Consider the following 17,036-nt stretch of genomic DNA (forward strand, 5'->3'; position numbering starts at 1 on the left):
ATCTCTTTCAAGCCTGCCTCTGTCAAGTCAGCATTTCTAAGGGCTTCTTGACCCTCTCCGAGAATGACCTTCGCAGCGTCGATGACAGATTGATCAATACCATCCAAGTCTTTCAAACGAGTTTCCAAGTCTTGAATCAAATCTCTTAAGACTGATTTATCAACCTGTTTCTCTTGACTCGATTGAGCGCCTCCAGCGAAAGCTACACTTCTACGACTACGGGTTGGAGCCGTCACAGAACTTTCAGATAGCCCTTGTGGAGACTCTGGTGCTGTCGCATTTCCTGTTCCCCTCTGTTGAGCAGATGAACCAGTAGCTTGATCCGTCGAATCTTCTGAATGAGCTGGAGTGCTTGGAGTAGTAGGCTGATCTTGGTTATTTGCATCACCTTGGTTATTTGCATCACCTTGACCGCCATCATCAGATGGAGCTGGTCTGTCTCCTTGACTAGCCGTATCCCCTCTACTGTCTGAACCTGCTTGGTTGCCACCATTACTTGGTGTGGATGAATTTCCTTGGTTAATACGATCAGAAAGATTTTCAAGAATTTTATCGAGGGCGCTTAAGCCGTCGTTCTTAGCTTGGTCTACCGTAGACTGATTACCTGCATTGTTAATCTTAGTCTTCGCTTGATCCGCCGCAGTCTTAACCGCTTCTTTCGCTTCGGTCTTCTCTGTCTCAGACAAGTTCTGGTTCGTCGTGATGGCTTGGTCTTTCGCTTTCTTCGCTTCATCAACGGCTTTGAGGGCGTTCTCTTTCCCTACTGGGTTAACATTCTGAATGCCTTGGAGACCTTCTGACTTAGCTTGGTCTACCGTAGACTGATCACCTGCATTGTTAATCTTAGTCTTCGCTTGATCCGCCGCAGTCTTAACCGCTTCTTTCGCTTTGGTCTTCTCTGTCTCAGACAAGTTCTGGTTCGTCGTGATGGCTTGGTCTTTCGCTTTCTTCGCTTCATCAACGGCTTTGAGGGCGTTCTCTTTCCCTACTGGATTCACGCCGTTGATATTATCCAATCCCTTTTGCAAGGCATCATCCACCTTAATAAGGTTGTCGGCATTTTCAATCTCGCGTGTAGCCTCTCTTGCATAAATATCAACTTTACTAGTGGCGCTATTTCGCTCTACAGACGAAAGGTTTCCATTCTTACCAAGACTAGCATTTTTACGTTGTCTAGCTTGCTCTATTTCATCCTTGGCATCACCTTTTGCCTCGACATATGTTCTACTATGCCATTGGTTTACCAGAAACAGTTCTCTCCCTTCTCTCCCTCTCAAACCAACAGCATAGTCCAACTTTTTAATATCATTATTCCCAATAGTTTCAAATGAAAACGTATATTTTTTATCATTATTCGCCAATTCAAAGTAATACAACTCTCCCGAACTCGAGTTAATTTGCTTGAACTTCTCATCTGAAATTTTTTGATTTTCCGGACTTTCAGCCCTTCTTTCATAAGGGTTAGTCCCACGAGGACCTTTCCTTGCCAAATCGTTTAGACTTCCAGCTGGCATTGGATCAAATCCAAACCTATTATTAACACCACTAGCCTGAGGAGTTCCTTTAGTAACCCTACCAAATTGTGCTCTGGGTTGCTGTAGTAGATTTAAAATACTACTACTATTTGGAGACGTAGATGTACTTCCTCCACTTTTTTCTGTTATGGTCAAACCATCTGAATTACGTTTGAACGTTTGACCCGAAGGTATAGTAAACCAGACCTGAGTATTCCCAGGCATCATCCTATGCCCTCCATTAACCTCAAATAGCCAACGGAAGCCAGTAGCTGTTGGTGTCACTGTCGCTTTAATATACCTTTCAGCCTCTAATACAGGTGCCGTCGCTTCATTTCTCGGACGTCTGTCTGAGAAGAACACATAAGTATACTTATCATAAGGAGAGTTTCCCTTGTTACCTGACCTTTCAAAGTAACTTTCTCTAGCTGTTGTAAAGTCCTGAGAGTAGTTTTCGCCAGCTCTTGCCGCCCTTGCAGACCTTCCACTATAGTTAGCATTACGAAAATCAGAGTAGCCACCATCACGTGGTTGAGGAGTTACTCCTTCAGCTGTAGTTTCCTCACCATATTTTTCTTCCAGCACTCCTTCGATGAGGTCTCGGGATTTTTTCAGGTCGACTAGGGCAGCGGCAAAATCTTCTTGGCTGATGGTATCCCCCTTAGAAAAGGCTTCATTGAACTTATCAGCTGCTGCTTTTGCTGCTTGGATTTTATCTTCTGACGCTCCGTACCGTCTGAGTTCCTTGGCGATATTCTCCAATTCATCTTTTAGTCCATAGACGCCGTTTTCACCTTCTGTCGTATTGGTGTAGGTTGGGAGTTCTCGTGGCGTAGGTTGAGAGCTAGCTTCAGGTGCTATTTCCTTTCCTCCATCAGTTGGACTAACTTGGTTTGCAGCTGCTCCAGGCTCGATCACTCCCCCTCTTTTACGACGCTTCCCGCTACTTACTCTCTCAGTCATAGCTCCGTCTGGAGCGCTAAGCTTATTATTTGCCGGACCTGCTTCTTCTAAGACGGAAGAGTCTGGTAACACCGGATTCAAGGCTTGATTGACACGGCTCGTCAGTTCTTCCATAGCTCTTACTTGTTCGTCAACTTGCGCTTGCGTCGCTTTTGGATTTTCTAAGACAGCCTTAGCTGTTGCTAGCCCAGCTTCCACTTCATCGTGGAGCGCTTTCATGGAGCTAAGAGTTAGTTTTTCCAACAAAGCTTGCAGATTGCCTTGGGTACTTTTTGCCACTGTCCTATCAGCGGCAGATCTAGGCTGGTCTTGCTCTTTTACTGCTCCTCCTTGAGAAGTTTCTTGAGCAGCTGGTTTCGTCTCTGGTTTGGTAGGAACAAGGCCAGCTGTTTCCTGTCCCTTACTAGCGTCCTCGGCTTTAGTCTCTGGAGAGTTTGACTCTCCTGTAGACTGGAGCTCAGCCGACGGTTCAGTCTGAGAGACCTTCTCTGACTCTTCCCCATCTGACTTCTGTGGATCCCCATCTGAGTTTCCAGAAGGTCCAGCAACTACATCACTGGCTGTTGCCGAAGATACCGCAGGTGCCTGCGCTTGAACCCCATTTGCGAAAAACATCAATGCCGCAACCGCAACACTAGCAGCCCCAAAATGGTATTTACGAATAGAATAACGGAAAATTTTCTCTCCGTTATCCTTATTACTTTTTCTAAACATAAGTATAAATCCTTCCCTCATCTGAGAGCTTCCCCAAGCTTAGAAAGCGCGCAAAAAGCCGACAGACGATAATATATCAACTATATAGTAACATTTCTGACATACAAATCAACCCTCTCGCTGATAAGATAGAATCAGGAAATGCAAGAAAAAAGCGACATTATATATATATATATGCACCGACATATAAAACCTTTTGATACAGCTTTCTTTTTAATGGAGAAACAACAGTTATGCTATATTTATTTATGCATGATGTCTCACGTGTAAATGTTACATTATTGTTACATTTTGATTACACAGATATTTCGAAATATATGATGAAAACCTGAGTATTTTATAGTAATTCCCTTCCTATCAATTAGGTCAAGCAGTTGAGTGTTGAATGATAAAATCCCCTATCCTCAGCAAAGAACTATGATCAGCATTTCCTAGCCAATAGGACGCTCCAAATCACCTATTCTAAGTCCATCACTAGCTTGGTCAGTAAGATACCTACGGCAAGGCGACGTTGACGGGTTTTATGAGATTTTCATTGAGTATAATTTTAACTTCTTATTTTTCATTCCTATTCCTTAAATAAAAAGCTCACTAAAAAAGTGAGCAACATTTCCAATGAGATACTTCTGTTGACGAGCGCGTCTCTCCGCCCCCTCATTGCCTTACGAAGAGGCTTGGCGAATCGAAAGGAGGTGTTTTTTCCTGTTTTCAATTCTACTTATTTTTGCACATTTTTTTAATTTTATCAAACAAAAAAACGCAAGCCGAAGCCTGCGAAAAGTTTTTTTATAACCATTTAATTTCTTTCACATCTGTTTTACGAACTTTAGCATATTTCTTAGCGCTTGTAAAATGTAGAGTAACCGGTTTAAACACTCCACTTTTATCTCTTCGTAAACCTAAAATTGCGGATCTTTTGTTTCTATCTTCAAAAAATATGACGTCCAACTTCATAGTGTTTTTAGATAAATCTTTGGCTAGGATACAACAACTTGTTATCTTAGAATAGAAGATATCACCGATAAAACTATACAAAGATATCCTTTCTATAACATCATTGTACATGGGATTATTTTTATATTCTTCCAAAATAAAAACACCAGCTTGAATAGCAGGTATTGTTTGACTAGCATAATCTCGTGTGATTTTGTGCAAGCCAAATAAGTGATGTAAATCAGTCAAGCAAAAATCTACTTCGAAAGTCTCTAAATGCTTATAATTCGTTGATACTTGACATGTTTTTCCATCGAATTTCTCTTGATAATCTAAAATACAATCAAGTAATTTCAACGACAAACTCCATATTTTCTCAAAATAAAAAAAGCACGGGGCAGTTCTCACTACTGCCCAAAGTGGATGATTAGAGTCGGCTTCTCTAACTCCCTATGTTGTGCTTATTAGGCTTATCGCAAGGGAACAGTTTTTAGCTCTGCCAAGCCACATAGCGTGCTTACTACTATGTGTCCATGTCTCCATGGATTGCCGAGCGGTTTAACGACGTTTTGGGAGTCGGGATAACGAGAAAAGTGATACTTTTACGTTTTTTCCAACTTAATTATGACATCTTTCTTTAAAAAAGTCAATATTTATCGCTTTCTTTAACGAAAAAAATCCCACAAGAACGAATCCTGTGGGGAGATACACATTTTAGAAAAGCTTTCCTTTATTCTACTATTTTTCTTGTATTTTATCATTCAGTATGATAAAATACAAGTTTTTTGACAAAATAACCAAAAACTACTCGCTATCCCCTCTCACATCACCCTACATATCCATTTAATATGCGACTGATAGTTCAGGGAAACTTTAAGGACAGCTTTTTCTCATCCACTATGGAGGACTTACTAATTCATTTCTACTCCTATAGGCTCAATTTGACACTTTTCTTCTTCGAATTGCTCATATGCCTCCTGAATAGTGAGTTCGATTTATCCAAATTTATTTTTGTCTATTTTAATGAACACTTCCACGAAGATAGTCTGAAAAAGAAGCCGCCCCAATTTTCCTTCTCTTTTTAAGCATATTATTCCAGATATGATTGCCCTCTTGTTCAGTAATAAATTGCGCTTTAAACGCTTCAACCAGTATATCTCCTGTTGTCATATGTTCTAAAGAAAATTCTTCTACATATGGTTGAACATCTCTTAGGTTATTACTTCCTAATATCCCATTATGCTTTTTCGCTAAGGAAATAGAAGCCGCTTCTCCCTTACCAATAACCTTGTTACTATCATGATTTCTTGTTAAATCTCTATATAATGCGTATTCTTCAGTTCCAATGTCTATGCTCACAATCTCAGCTGAACCCTTAGCTACCAACTGGTCTATCCTAGATTTTAAATGGGGAATTGTAGGTATATTGATTTCATCATACACCTCTTGTGGAATAACAATTTTACCCGAATAGAGCTTTTCTAAAAGATGTTCAGTGCCAACCCATAAAAATGCTGAAATACAATCTGTATCAATAAATACACGACTAGTCAAACGACAACTCCCCCTCTTCATCTAGCCCATATACAATATCATATCTGAAAGCATCTAGTAGCAGTTCCTCATACTTCCCTTGCGAAATTCTGTTATTTTCTAAAAGTTGTTCAGTCGATTTAATATAGTGTCCTAATACCATTTCCTTTTTACTTTCTGACAAAGGACGATATAAACTTGTATCATAGCCTAATCTTGAAGCTGTCTCTATAACACTAATATCCATATTTTTAATTTCTTCTGCATCAAGGTATCCATCATTCCTCAATCTATATAACATAGCTTTATGACTGATACCGTAAAACTGACCTAATTTTATAATATCTTCTACTTCAAGATGAGTTCTATTGGCATTTTCTCTGATTTCCTCAACCATCCTATACAGTGAAGATGGGGAAATTAAAAAATAAGAAGCAAACTGATCCGCTTTTCTTTCAGTTTCATCTCCTTCACCAATCAAGATAAGACTGACTGAACTCTTCTTCACCTCATCATAATAAAGATGATACAGTTCATGTGCTAAAGAAAATCTTTGCCTTCCTAATGACATGTCTGAATTGATTACAATGAGACTGGACTGAGTTCCTTTATAACAGACTCCACTAATATTCTTTCCGAGTCCATAAAATACCAGCGTCAAATTTTCTATCTTTTGTACCAATTTAAAAATATCTATCGGCGCTTCACCATCAGCTCCCAACTTTTTTCTAAGATTTGAAGCTTTATTACTTAAATCCATTTTATCAATCATTTATTTTGTCTCCAATAGCTGATCTATCTCAAATTGATTCAATACAATTTTATTGATTTTCGCTAAAACTTTAAGATCTTGGTCTACTATTTTATTTTTTCTAAACGATATTACACACTGTTGTTCAGCTTGTTCGCCAAACAAAAGATAGTCAACCGTACAGCAAAACAGGGCAGATAGTTTCTCAATAACATCCGACGTGATATTCCTTTCACCTTTTTCCATTTTGGCAATCATGCTTTGATCCAAAGACAAATATTCAGCAATCTTATCTTGAGTAAGATTTGAAGATAGTCTAAGTTCTTTTATTCTTTTTCCAACATCACATACATTTATCATATTCATACACCTCTCATAAAAAGAATAGCACACTCTTGTCATAAAGTCAATTTTTTAAATAAAAAAATTATGACAAAACAAGAAAGCAATTTATTGATGCTGCTTAAAAATCCAAAAGTGATGATAGTAAACCTATTTGATGAGTTCCTATCAAAAATCGTATCTTCAACCTCAAAACAGTACTTAAAGCTATCCGACTCGGTTTACATTGTCAAATTTAGATTTTATTTGAGCATAACTTTCTAGTTTGATTTTTGATTTTTGATTTTTGATTTTTATTTAATATAGTAGCAAAAATTGAAGGAAATATCTCCACAAGAAAACGCATACTATTAAGCTTTTTCAAGACCTAATAATATGCGCTGTTCTGATTTGAAAGACATTCCATTATTATTTTACTGTTATCAAGCCTTCAGGCTCGACTGTAAATTCTGGTCTGTCTGCTATCGTGCCATCCTCTTTAAGGTAATACCAGCCATCATTTGATTTGACAAAGGCATTGGAAACCATATCCCCATTTTGACTATCAAGATAGTACCAAGTCTCCTTATATTTGACCCAGCCTGTTTTCATAGCACCTTCTCCATCGAAATAGTACCACTTCTCAGCGATTTTCTTCCAGCCTGTCGCCATTTCGCCTGACTGGTCAAACCAGTACCAGTTGCCGTCTGTGTGCTTCTTCCAGCGGTCTGCAAGCATATATCCTGAACCGTCAAAGTAATACCAGGTACCATTGACTTTCTCAAACTTATCTTTTGGATAAGAACCATCTGAGTGTACATACCAGGTGCCAGCATCGTTCTGTTGCCATCCTGCTTCAATCGTCAAGCCGTTTTCAATATCCTGCTTAAACTGCTCACGGCTAATACCCCAATTGGCAAGATAAGGATAAGGGTCAACATGATCTGAGTTGTTGTCAGGTTGGTTATTGGTGCAATATTCGTGTGTCTTGATACCTGCCAAGTCATCTGTATCAAGTGTTTTCGGTATCCCAGCCTCGTCTGCTAGATTACGCAAGAGTTCGATATAGAGACGATAGTCAATCAGAAACTCTTCTTTCGATTCATGGCTTTCAATCAGTTCAACTTGTGCATAACCTTCTGCATTCCAACCGCCCCCAACGTCCCAGGCACCATTATCAACAGGTCCTACCTGCATAATACGACCATTACCGACTACGTGAGAAAAGAAGCCCAATTCAGGATCTTTTCTGTAATGGTAGTCAGCCTCATTTTGAACCGTTGAGTTACGGTTCCCTGTGGAATGGGCATGGACTTGCCTATATGGTTGCACGCCAACTTGAGGCAAATCTGTTCTTAATTTACTCACATCAATTTCCATATTCTACTCCTTATCAATTAAAACAACTTATTTTTTACAATCCAGAGCTAGAAACTCCTTTATTTCTACCTCATAAAGAATACAATCCTAGTCACGATTAGGCTTGTAGATAGAACTTCAAAACGCACTATTTTGACATTGTAAATAGGACTGATAAGGTCTGCATTCTATCTACAACAACACCCCAAACTAAAAAGCTTTTCAAAAGTATATTTTACAGTCTCTATATGTCCTTTTCATAAATGCTATACCTTATTATATCATATAAAAGAAGTCAAAAGTCTGTTAAACTATTTTCAAGACCAAACTAAAGATGACAGCACAAGTTTTTTCGATTTTCACTAGAGGAAATAGATTTTATTCAGTAAATCAAGCTAGGATGACACTTTGGCTGCCAAGATTTCCTTGCCTTCTTTTATCAAGGGGTGACGGAAAAGCGAAAAGTACAGTTGAACTGTCATGGCAACCCAGATGAGGGGTTCACAAAGAATAACTCCCTTATAGCCTGCCCAAGGGATAATCATGACCACAAAAGCGATTTTCCCGATTAGTTCGATAAAGCTAGAAACCAGAGGAAGGATCTTTTGCCCCAAACCCTGCAAACAATTCCGATAAATCAACAAGAGACTCAAAATTGGATAAAAGGCTGAGCTGATTTGCAGATAGAGACTACCATTTTCTACCAAATAGCTATCCGTCGAACTAGCCAAGAAGGAAACCAAGGCTGGACTGGCAAAAAAGAGGAAGCTACAAACAAAAACTGCCCAGGATATACTTAAACGACTGCCGATTCGAAGTCCTTGAACAATGCGGTCTGGTCGCTTAGCTCCTAAATTCTGAGAAGCAAAGGTCGTCATCGAAGCGGAAATAGCGGTCATGGGAAGAAGGGCGAAAGCCATAATGCGGCGAGCCGCCGTCTGGGCACTAATAATTACAGCACCAAAGGTATTAACAGAAGACTGTAAAATCACACTGCCGATAGATACAATTGAACTCATCAAGCCCATAGCCAAACCTTGCTCCAAAAGATCCGCATACAAGGCCTTGTCCCATTTGAAATGTTTAAACTGTGGCAAGAGTTCTGGCACACTTTTACGAATATAATAAAAGCAGAGAACCGCTGATAAGCCTTGGGAAATAATGGTAGCAAGTCCCGCGGATTGGACTCCAAGATGCAATTGCGTAATAAAATAGAGATCCAGAACCACATTAACCAGAGCAGAGAAAATCAGAAATCCAAGCGCAGCTAGACTGTCCCCAATGGACCGCAACAAGCCTGCAAAAAGATTATAAGCAAAGCTGACACCAACACAAGTCACAATCATAGAAATATATTGATAGGACTGGGGAAGAATTTCTGCAGGGGTATCCAGGTATTGCAAGAGTGGATACAATCCAAGAAAGCCCAGCAGCATCACTAGAATGCTCAAAAGAGCACCTAAAATCCAGGTGGCTGCTACTGCCTCCTTGATTTTAGTGAAATTCTGAGCTCCATAATAGCGGGCAATGACAATTCCCATGCCATTGCCAACACCAAGAGTAAAACCTACAATCAGGTCAAAAATCGCTGTCGTCGCCCCTACTGCAGCCAAGGAGTCTTGTCCAAGAAAACGTCCAACAATCAAGACATCAGCAGTGTTATAGAGCTGTTGAAAAATATTTGATAGCAAGATTGGGAAGGCAAAACTCAAAAGCGAAGGAAGAATCGGACCATGTATCAGGTTCACTGTTCGTTTTTTATTCATAAGGCTATTATATCAGCTTTATAGTGGAGCTACAAGAAACAGCAAACGATGCGCGAGCTGAAAACCAGAACTAGGCAACGAAAAAGCAGTGGATTTCTCCACTACTTTAATAGCTTATTCTTCAATTTCGATTTCAAGTTCATCACCTAGGTCAAGTGTGACTTCTTCATTCACAGAATCTGCTTGAACTGCTTCATCTTTTTTAGTTTCAACACCTTCTACAGAAGCTTCTTCTCCATCAATCAAACCAAATTGAACACGGACTTGATGGTCAATTTCATCAAAGATTTCTGGGTTATCTGCCAAGTATTTCTTAGCATTTTCAGAACCTTGCCCGATTTTCTCATCCTTGTAAGAGTACCAAGCCCCTGCTTTTTTGATGATATCCAAATCGCTTGCGATTTTCAAGAGTTCACCAGTCTTAGAAATCCCTTCTCCGTACATGATTTCAACGAAGGCTTCCTTAAATGGTGGAGCTACCTTGTTTTTCACAACCTTGATTTTAGTTTCTTTACCGACATTGGTATCTTTTTGGTCACCAGTTCCCTTGATTTGCGTGCTTCCACGAACATCCAAACGGACTGATGCGTAGAATTTCAGAGCACGTCCACCAGGTGTTGTTTCTGGATTTCCAAACATCACTCCAACTTTTTCACGCAATTGGTTGATAAAGATGGCAATTGTTTTGGTTTTATTGATAGAAGCACCAAGTTTACGCATAGCCTGGCTCATCATACGAGCCTGCAAACCAACGTGGCTATCTCCGATATCTCCATCAATTTCTGCACGAGGGACAAGGGCCGCAACTGAGTCGACCACGACAAGGTCAACTGCACCTGAGTCAATCAATTTTCCTGCAATCTCAAGACCTTGCTCTCCTGAGTCTGGTTGTGACAAGAGCAATTCGTCAATATTAACACCAAGGGCCGCAGCATAAGCTGGATCAAGGGCATGTTCCGCATCGATAAAGGCTGCAATCCCACCTTCCTTTTGCGCTTGTGCAACTGCATGAAGGGCAACTGTTGTCTTACCAGATGACTCTGGTCCATAAATTTCAATGATACGTCCCTTAGGATAACCACCTGAACCAAGGGCAATGTCAAGAGCCAAGGAACCTGAGCTCATCACTTGCACCTTTTGCTCGGCACGTTCACCCAAACGCATGATTGATCCTTTACCAAAGTCTTTCTCAATCAGTTTAAGAGCGTCATTCAAGGCTTTTTCACGTTCAGCCCCGAATTTTTTTGAAATTTCATCTAATTTTTTTGGTTTTTTCGCCATTCTATTCTCCTACATTCTAATGGTCCTCAGACCTATCTACTATTATATCAAAAGTTAGTCACTTAATAAAGCCTTGCGAACTAGGTTAAAGGCATGCATAACCGCAATGTGACGTACATCTGCTCGACTTCTGCCTCCAATATTCACCTTGATAACCTCAGTTCCTTGCTCCTGTGCCAAGCCTATGAAGACTGTCCCAGCTGGGTGCCCTTCTAGGCTATCTGGTCCTGCCACTCCAGTCAAACTAATACCATAATCAGACTGGGTCTTGATTCGTGCCTGCTCAGCCATCTTCTGAGCTGTAAATTCAGACACCACACCCTGCTCTTCCAAATCCTTGACAGGAATATCCAACATCTTTGATTTTTCCTTCAAGCTATAGGTTACAAAACCACCCTTAAATATACTTGAAGCACCCGAAAAATCCGCCACAGTTGCTTGGAAAAGCCCTGCTGTCAAACTCTCTGCTGCCGTGATGGTTTTTCCTTGCTTTTTCAGTTCTCCTACTACGATACTGGCCAAGCTGGACTCTTCCCCATAACCATAACAAAGGTCTCGTAAAGAAAGAGCTTCAAAGGTCTGGCGATCCAAAATTTGATGTTCCAAAATATCCAGCACTTGATTCGCCTCTTCTTGACTGCTAGCCTTTGTTGACAGACGCAGGGTTACCTCTCCTGTCTTGGCATAAGGTGCCAAGGTAGGATCGGTCTGATTATCAATCAAATCAGCCAAAATCGTCACCAGCTGGCTCTCGCCAATCCCAAAGAAACGAAGAACTCGAGAATATAGCTTGCTTCCTGTCATTAACTTGGGTAGAAGGTGGTTTAAGACCATGGGTTTCAATTCACTTGGTGGACCTGGAAGGACAACGCAGGTCACTCCATCGACTTCCAATATTCCTCCCACAGCCAGTCCTGTTTCATTCGGTAGTGAAGTCGCTCCTTCTACAATTTGAGCTTGTCTTTCGTTATTCGGTGTTCGGGCATAGTCTGGTCTCTGGGCAAAAAAGACATCCAACTTCTCCTGTGCCTGAGGATCGAAGACTAATGCTTTCCCTAAAAATTTAGCCAGAGTTTGTTTGGTCAAATCGTCCTCAGTCGGCCCCAAACCGCCTGTCAAAATCACCAAACTGCTACGTTGACTGGCAATCTCAAGTAAAGACAAGAGACGAGCTTCATTGTCTCCTACAGCCGTCTGAAAATATACGTCCACTCCAATCTCAGCTAGTTTTTCCGACAAAAACTGAGCATTGGTGTTGACAATCTGTCCTGTCAAAATCTCTGTTCCAACAGCAATGATTTCTGCTTTCATGTTTCCTCCTACCTATCTATTCGTATTTTTTTGAAAAAATCGCAGGAATTTTCCCACGATTGATTTTTTATTTGTATCAAAAGTTAATTATCTTCATCACCAACAGGTGCTCGTCCAAATAAATCTTCAAATAAGACCGCATTGGTTTCAAGCTGAGTGACTTCTTCTTGTCCCAAAGAACGTCGGAGTAGATTTTGCATTTCCAACATATGGGCTCTCGAAACAATCTGGTAAGAAACACCTTGAAGCATCTCTCCTTCACCCTGCAACTGCTGAGTTTCAATGGTTTTAAATGAATCTTTATAGCCTAGCAAGTTAGGGATACTTTTTGCAGACAAATCAATATTGGTCTGCATATTGTCACTCAAAGCTTTTAGAATCTCTTGATAATGACCAACGCTATTTAAACTGAGAGCTTTTTCCATGACTTTTTGAATAACTTCACGTTGACGTTTTTGACGACCATAATCCCCCTCAGGATCTTGGTAACGCATTCGTGCATAGACTAGGGCTTCTTCTCCCCCAATATGTTGCTCCCCAACACCGATAGAAATGGTATTAAATTCTTCTTGGTCACTGATAGAAATTGGGAAACCTAGGGTATTATTGACTGTAATACCACCTACTGCATCCACTAGTTTTTGCAACCCTTTCATATTGACCATCACATAGCGATCAATATGGATATTCATCATTTTTTGAATGGTTTCTATAGCAAGCTCTGCTCCACCATCTGCATATGCTGAATTCAGTTTCGCTTCATGAGCCTGACCATTCCCTGATTCAATGCGGGTCAGAATATCCCGCTCTAAACTCATCATCGTTGTTTTTTTCGTTTTAGGATTCACTGTCATCAAGATCATGCTATCACTTCTACCGACCCAAGTTTCAGTTCGTTCAGCATTTCCGGTGTCCACTCCCATTAACAGAATGGTTAGAGGTTCAGTCGCTTCAATAACCTTGGTTTCTTCGCCGATTTTTTTATAGGTTTTAGCTAAGGTTTCTGTCCCTTGTTGATAAATAGTATAAGCAAAAATACCTGCTCCTACTACAGTTACAGAAAGTAAAGCCAGCACCATTCCAATAATTTTTTTAACCATATTTCTACTAATCGATCAGTTTACCCATCAAGTAAACATCGATAAATTTCCCTTCTTCTATATATGCTCCACGCTCTTGGCGACCTTCAATGACAAAGCCATGCTTTTGATAAAGATGGACTGCTGCTTGATTACGAGTTTGGACAGTCAGTTGGAGACGACGCAGAATGCCACTTGCTTGTGCCCACTCTATCGCTTCTTCTAGCAACAAACTTCCCAAGCCATTATTCCAATATCTTTTTCCAATCACAATAAAGAGATCTCCAATATGACGGACTCTCTTGCGCTGGTCAGCTGTAATATTTACAATACCAGCAATTTTATCATTTAAGAATGCAAGTAAGGTTATCTGATTGTCCGAACTAGCTTGCTTGTTGAGGAATATTTCCATCTCCTCACTGGTCAAGAGAATACCATCTCCGTCTAAGCTGGTAAAATCTGTCTCCAAACTCACACGATTTAAAAAGGCCACTAATTCAGCTGCATCTTTAGGCTCTGCTTCTCTAATGAGCAATTCATACTCCATGTCGAAGCTCCTCTAAGAGTTTTTCTGCACGCAAACCCTTTGCTTGGAAATGTAATCTGCGACCGTCTTCTTCTTTTAGAATTTCCAACTCTAAATAAGTATCTGGCAAGGCATCTCCTAAGAGATTCCCCCACTCAATAACAGTCACGCCTCCACCAAAGAGAAATTCATCCAAGTCGATAGAATCAGCATCCCCCTCTATACGATAAACATCTAGGTGATAAAGTGGCAGTCTGCCTTCATACTCTCTTACGATAGTATAGGTGGGACTTTTAATCATTTGAGAAATCTGTAATCCTTTTGCAAGTCCTTTAGTAAAGGTCGTTTTACCTGCACCCAGTTCTCCAGTTAAGATTAAAACATCATTCTTTTCTAATAAATGACCCAAACGCTCCCCTAAGGCTTGTAGCTCTTCTTCATTTTTTGTGTACATATTCTTATTATACCAAAAACTTTTCTTTTGTGTCTATTTTCCTGCTAAACTTATACTCAATGAAAATCAAAGAGCAAACTAGGAAACTAGCCGCAGGCTGTACTTGAGTACGGCAAGGCGACGTTGACGCGGTTTGAATTTTATTTTCGAAGAGTATTACCATCATAACATCCATAAAAACAGACTTTCTTTAAAAGAAAATGAGTGTAGCAATGACCAATACAAGATCTCGGAAAATATGACCATAAAAGGAAACTTCCTTTTTAACCGAATTTGGGACAAGATAGGCTGCAAAAAACAAACCCAGTCCAATATAAATCAAAAGAGAGACAATGGTCATTGGATTTCTTAAGAAGAGAAGTGTTGCTAAAATAGTCACCAACACTGTCTTTTTTCTATCTAGCATAGCAAGCAAATCACGCATGTATTTTTTTAAGGGTAAAAAAATCAGCAAATCTAGCCCAAATAGAAAGAAAAAGGATGGCAATAAAAAGTCAACTAATTCTTGCTGCAGTGTATTTTTAATGAACAGGTTGTCTGACAAAACAAGGACAGCTCCTAACAAATTAATTAAGAGTAACATACTGTAAAAAAGCTTCACTGACTGCTTACTGGCTAGGACACTATGGACTTCTTGCTTACGGGTATAAAGATAATTTACTCCAGCACAGATTCCTGAAACGAAGACCATACTTCCGATGAAAAAAGCTGTACTTTGTTTAAAGGACAAGATGCATTCTTTCCATAGGAAACAGCTACTCAAACTGATTTGAATTAAAGCTAACAAAAATAAGATTCTCATTGATTTCATCTTTTCTCTCCCTTCCTACCAATCATTATACTAGGAGGAAAGAGAGAACTGTTTCTAATCTTCTCAAATGTCTTTTTAAGACGCTAAACAAACACCAGAGACTAATAACTCAATGAAAATCAAAGAGCAAACTAGGATGCTAGCCACAGGTTGCTCAAAACACTGTTTTGAGGTTGGAGTTAGAACTGACGTGGTTTGAAGAGATTTTGGAAGAATATAAACTTGAAATAAGGCTGATAGTATTCATTTCACTATCAGCCTTACAGGTTATTTAACGTTTCAGAAAAACTATAATGTCAAGATTAACTAAACAGTATCTAATTCTTTCAAATAATTTTCTATCTTCATCAACATTAAAGGATTGTTATAAATCTTACATAACTCTCTTGCTTCTATATAATAATTTTTGACTTGTTCTTTGTCTAGAAATTTGGCTCCAACATTTCCTACAAGAATAAGTAGAGGAGCCAGTTGGTAGCTTGTCTGTCTTTGTTTACAGAGTTCAATCGTCTCAAGAGCTTCTTGGATGGCTTCATTATATTTTTCCTTTGACACTAGGTAGTGAGCGTAATTGTAACGAACTCTGATGTAGCCAAATAAAAACTCTTGATGCTCAAAATTTTTTGTCTGATATAACTCCATCAAATGAGAGTAGTTTGCCTCATATTCTTGTTCACGACCCACTAAGGAATAGAAATTAGATAGAGTATTCAACGCCTTTAAATAAATCAGAGTATTTGAAGAGACTTTTAATAATATATTTTCCAATGAAGAAATAGCCTCACACTTACTGTCATATTGATAGAAGTCAATAATAGCTTTAATCCATTCAAGGTAAGTTCGGTCTTCTAGTGTTAGAAAAGTGCTTCGCTCAACCTCTATTTTATAAAGATATTCTAAATCGTCATAATTTCTATCATCTAATAGTCGAGCAGATAATTGCTTGAAATTAGAGAGGTTAGATTTAATTTCAATCTGTTCATTAAAAAAATAATCTAATGGCACTTCGAGTCGTTGGGAGAGTTTGAACAAAAGGTCTGCAGAGGGAATGAAATGCCCTCTCTCAATTTTACTAATCTGGCTTTGTTCACAAATTCCTTCTGCAAGAGTTTGTTGGGAGAGTCTCAACTCTTTTCTTTTCAATCTGAATTTCTCTGCGAGTGTATTCATTAAAGATAATAAACCTTCCTATTTGCTTAATTTCATTATAAAATTTTTAGTTCAAAATAGCAAGTTAAAGGAATAAATAATTCTTTATGGTAATAAACTGAAAAAAAGTCAAAAATTACATAAAAATGCTTGGCTAAATAAAATATATCTGTTAAAATAAGGATAACGAAAAAGAAAAGGGTTTCACGAATGAAAAAAATCGTGGAATTCAAAAATTAGCTATATTAGCATTACTAGGTGTTTTTACGTTTAGTAACACAATTCCTTACCAACAGTTATTCAGAAGAATAAACGATTGGAGATTCGAGTGCAATCATAAAAGAAGTCCAATGGTCTTGATGTTGGGAAGGCTGATTGATTTCGTATTACTTTAAAATTCAACTATTTAGAGAAAGGTATTCTGATAAGAGCTTGTAACAATACCAGATAGATATAAGAATGGAGATGTTTGATAAAATGCTTTCATAGCTAACCAACTGTTGAAAATTATGAGTTACAAAATCTAAAGTATTTAAGATTAGTTTATAAAATTAGGTCTCTGCCTGTAGAA

Annotated in this window: 13 protein-coding genes and 2 pseudogenes; 1 reads left to right on the plus strand and 14 read right to left on the minus strand. The window is 39.1% G+C overall.

Translation table 11 applies throughout. From position 1 onward, the window contains the following. From WKI23_RS04405 to WKI23_RS04470, 14 genes and pseudogenes are all read right to left on the minus strand, one after another. The coding region (locus WKI23_RS04405; RefSeq protein WP_368079076.1) for a DUF1542 domain-containing protein at positions 1-3,191 on the minus strand (3,191 nt) is incomplete at its 3' end. A 786-nt stretch (positions 3,192-3,977) separates the two neighbouring features. Next, positions 3,978-4,481 (minus strand): PBECR4 domain-containing protein, encoded by a 504-nt coding sequence (locus tag WKI23_RS04410; RefSeq protein WP_000770308.1) that lies wholly within the window; start codon positions 4,479-4,481, stop codon positions 3,978-3,980. Positions 4,482-5,255: 774 nt separating this feature from the next. Further along, positions 5,256-5,678: pseudogene (locus WKI23_RS04415) on the minus strand (hypothetical protein); the annotation flags it as partial. Beyond that, positions 5,671-6,417, minus strand: a complete 747-nt coding sequence (locus WKI23_RS04420) for an ImmA/IrrE family metallo-endopeptidase (protein ID WP_306291438.1) — start codon at positions 6,415-6,417, stop codon at positions 5,671-5,673. The gene WKI23_RS04420 and the pseudogene WKI23_RS04415, both read right to left, overlap by 8 nt. Positions 6,418-6,429: 12 nt before the next feature. Beyond that, a complete protein-coding gene (locus tag WKI23_RS04425; RefSeq protein ID WP_368079077.1) occupies positions 6,430-6,774 on the minus strand; it encodes a helix-turn-helix transcriptional regulator in 345 nt (114 codons plus the stop codon). 384 nt (positions 6,775-7,158) lie between these two features. Further along, positions 7,159-8,109 carry an N-acetylmuramoyl-L-alanine amidase family protein gene (locus WKI23_RS04430; RefSeq protein WP_368079078.1) on the minus strand — a complete coding sequence of 317 codons (951 nt, stop codon included), beginning with the start codon at positions 8,107-8,109 and terminating at the stop codon, positions 7,159-7,161. A 374-nt stretch (positions 8,110-8,483) separates the two neighbouring features. Then, positions 8,484-9,854, minus strand: a complete 1,371-nt coding sequence (locus WKI23_RS04435) for an MATE family efflux transporter (protein ID WP_368079079.1) — start codon at positions 9,852-9,854, stop codon at positions 8,484-8,486. Between the two features lie 114 nt (positions 9,855-9,968). Further along, positions 9,969-11,135 carry a recombinase RecA gene (gene recA / locus WKI23_RS04440; protein ID WP_004262099.1) on the minus strand — a complete coding sequence of 389 codons (1,167 nt, stop codon included), beginning with the start codon at positions 11,133-11,135 and terminating at the stop codon, positions 9,969-9,971. Positions 11,136-11,189: 54 nt separating this feature from the next. Further along, positions 11,190-12,446: a competence/damage-inducible protein A gene (locus WKI23_RS04445; protein WP_368079080.1), complete on the minus strand. Its 1,257-nt coding sequence runs from the start codon at positions 12,444-12,446 to the stop codon at positions 11,190-11,192. 83 nt (positions 12,447-12,529) lie between these two features. Further along, positions 12,530-13,546, minus strand: coding sequence for a glycopolymer--peptidoglycan transferase LytR (gene lytR, locus WKI23_RS04450; RefSeq protein ID WP_000239274.1), 1,017 nt, complete (start codon positions 13,544-13,546; stop codon positions 12,530-12,532). 7 nt (positions 13,547-13,553) lie between these two features. After that, positions 13,554-14,072 carry a GNAT family N-acetyltransferase gene (locus WKI23_RS04455; RefSeq protein ID WP_049520988.1) on the minus strand — a complete coding sequence of 173 codons (519 nt, stop codon included), beginning with the start codon at positions 14,070-14,072 and terminating at the stop codon, positions 13,554-13,556. After that, positions 14,062-14,505 (minus strand): tRNA (adenosine(37)-N6)-threonylcarbamoyltransferase complex ATPase subunit type 1 TsaE, encoded by a 444-nt coding sequence (gene tsaE / locus WKI23_RS04460; protein ID WP_368079081.1) that lies wholly within the window; start codon positions 14,503-14,505, stop codon positions 14,062-14,064. The genes WKI23_RS04455 and tsaE overlap by 11 nt, the downstream gene beginning before the upstream one ends. Before the next feature lie 190 nt (positions 14,506-14,695). Beyond that, positions 14,696-15,316 (minus strand): hypothetical protein, encoded by a 621-nt coding sequence (locus WKI23_RS04465; RefSeq protein ID WP_049524699.1) that lies wholly within the window; start codon positions 15,314-15,316, stop codon positions 14,696-14,698. A 306-nt stretch (positions 15,317-15,622) separates the two neighbouring features. After that, complete coding sequence (locus tag WKI23_RS04470) at positions 15,623-16,486, minus strand: helix-turn-helix transcriptional regulator (RefSeq protein ID WP_368079082.1); 864 nt, start codon at positions 16,484-16,486, stop codon at positions 15,623-15,625. Positions 16,487-16,692: 206 nt separating this feature from the next. Here WKI23_RS04470 and WKI23_RS04475 point away from each other — a divergent pair. Then, a pseudogene (locus WKI23_RS04475) lies at positions 16,693-16,805 on the plus strand (PhrA family quorum-sensing system peptide). Positions 16,806-17,036 lie beyond the last annotated feature (231 nt).

The organism is Streptococcus pseudopneumoniae (genome assembly GCF_038148955.1).
Lineage (GTDB): Bacteria > Bacillota > Bacilli > Lactobacillales > Streptococcaceae > Streptococcus > Streptococcus pseudopneumoniae_T.

Bases quoted from the DNA above. Each gene is read 5' to 3' on its own strand.
- WKI23_RS04420 (WP_306291438.1), bottom strand. From the start codon at position 6,417: ATGGATTTAAGTAATAAAGCTTCAAATCTTAGAAAAAAGTTGGGAGCT.
- WKI23_RS04425 (WP_368079077.1), bottom strand. From the start codon at position 6,774: ATGAATATGATAAATGTATGTGATGTTGGAAAAAGAATAAAAGAACTT.
- WKI23_RS04430 (WP_368079078.1), bottom strand. From the start codon at position 8,109: ATGGAAATTGATGTGAGTAAATTAAGAACAGATTTGCCTCAAGTTGGC.
- WKI23_RS04435 (WP_368079079.1), bottom strand. From the start codon at position 9,854: ATGAATAAAAAACGAACAGTGAACCTGATACATGGTCCGATTCTTCCT.
- recA (WP_004262099.1), bottom strand. From the start codon at position 11,135: ATGGCGAAAAAACCAAAAAAATTAGATGAAATTTCAAAAAAATTCGGG.
- WKI23_RS04445 (WP_368079080.1), bottom strand. From the start codon at position 12,446: ATGAAAGCAGAAATCATTGCTGTTGGAACAGAGATTTTGACAGGACAG.
- lytR (WP_000239274.1), bottom strand. From the start codon at position 13,546: ATGGTTAAAAAAATTATTGGAATGGTGCTGGCTTTACTTTCTGTAACT.
- WKI23_RS04455 (WP_049520988.1), bottom strand. From the start codon at position 14,072: ATGGAGTATGAATTGCTCATTAGAGAAGCAGAGCCTAAAGATGCAGCT.
- tsaE (WP_368079081.1), bottom strand. From the start codon at position 14,505: ATGTACACAAAAAATGAAGAAGAGCTACAAGCCTTAGGGGAGCGTTTG.
- WKI23_RS04465 (WP_049524699.1), bottom strand. From the start codon at position 15,316: ATGAAATCAATGAGAATCTTATTTTTGTTAGCTTTAATTCAAATCAGT.
- WKI23_RS04470 (WP_368079082.1), bottom strand. From the start codon at position 16,486: ATGAATACACTCGCAGAGAAATTCAGATTGAAAAGAAAAGAGTTGAGA.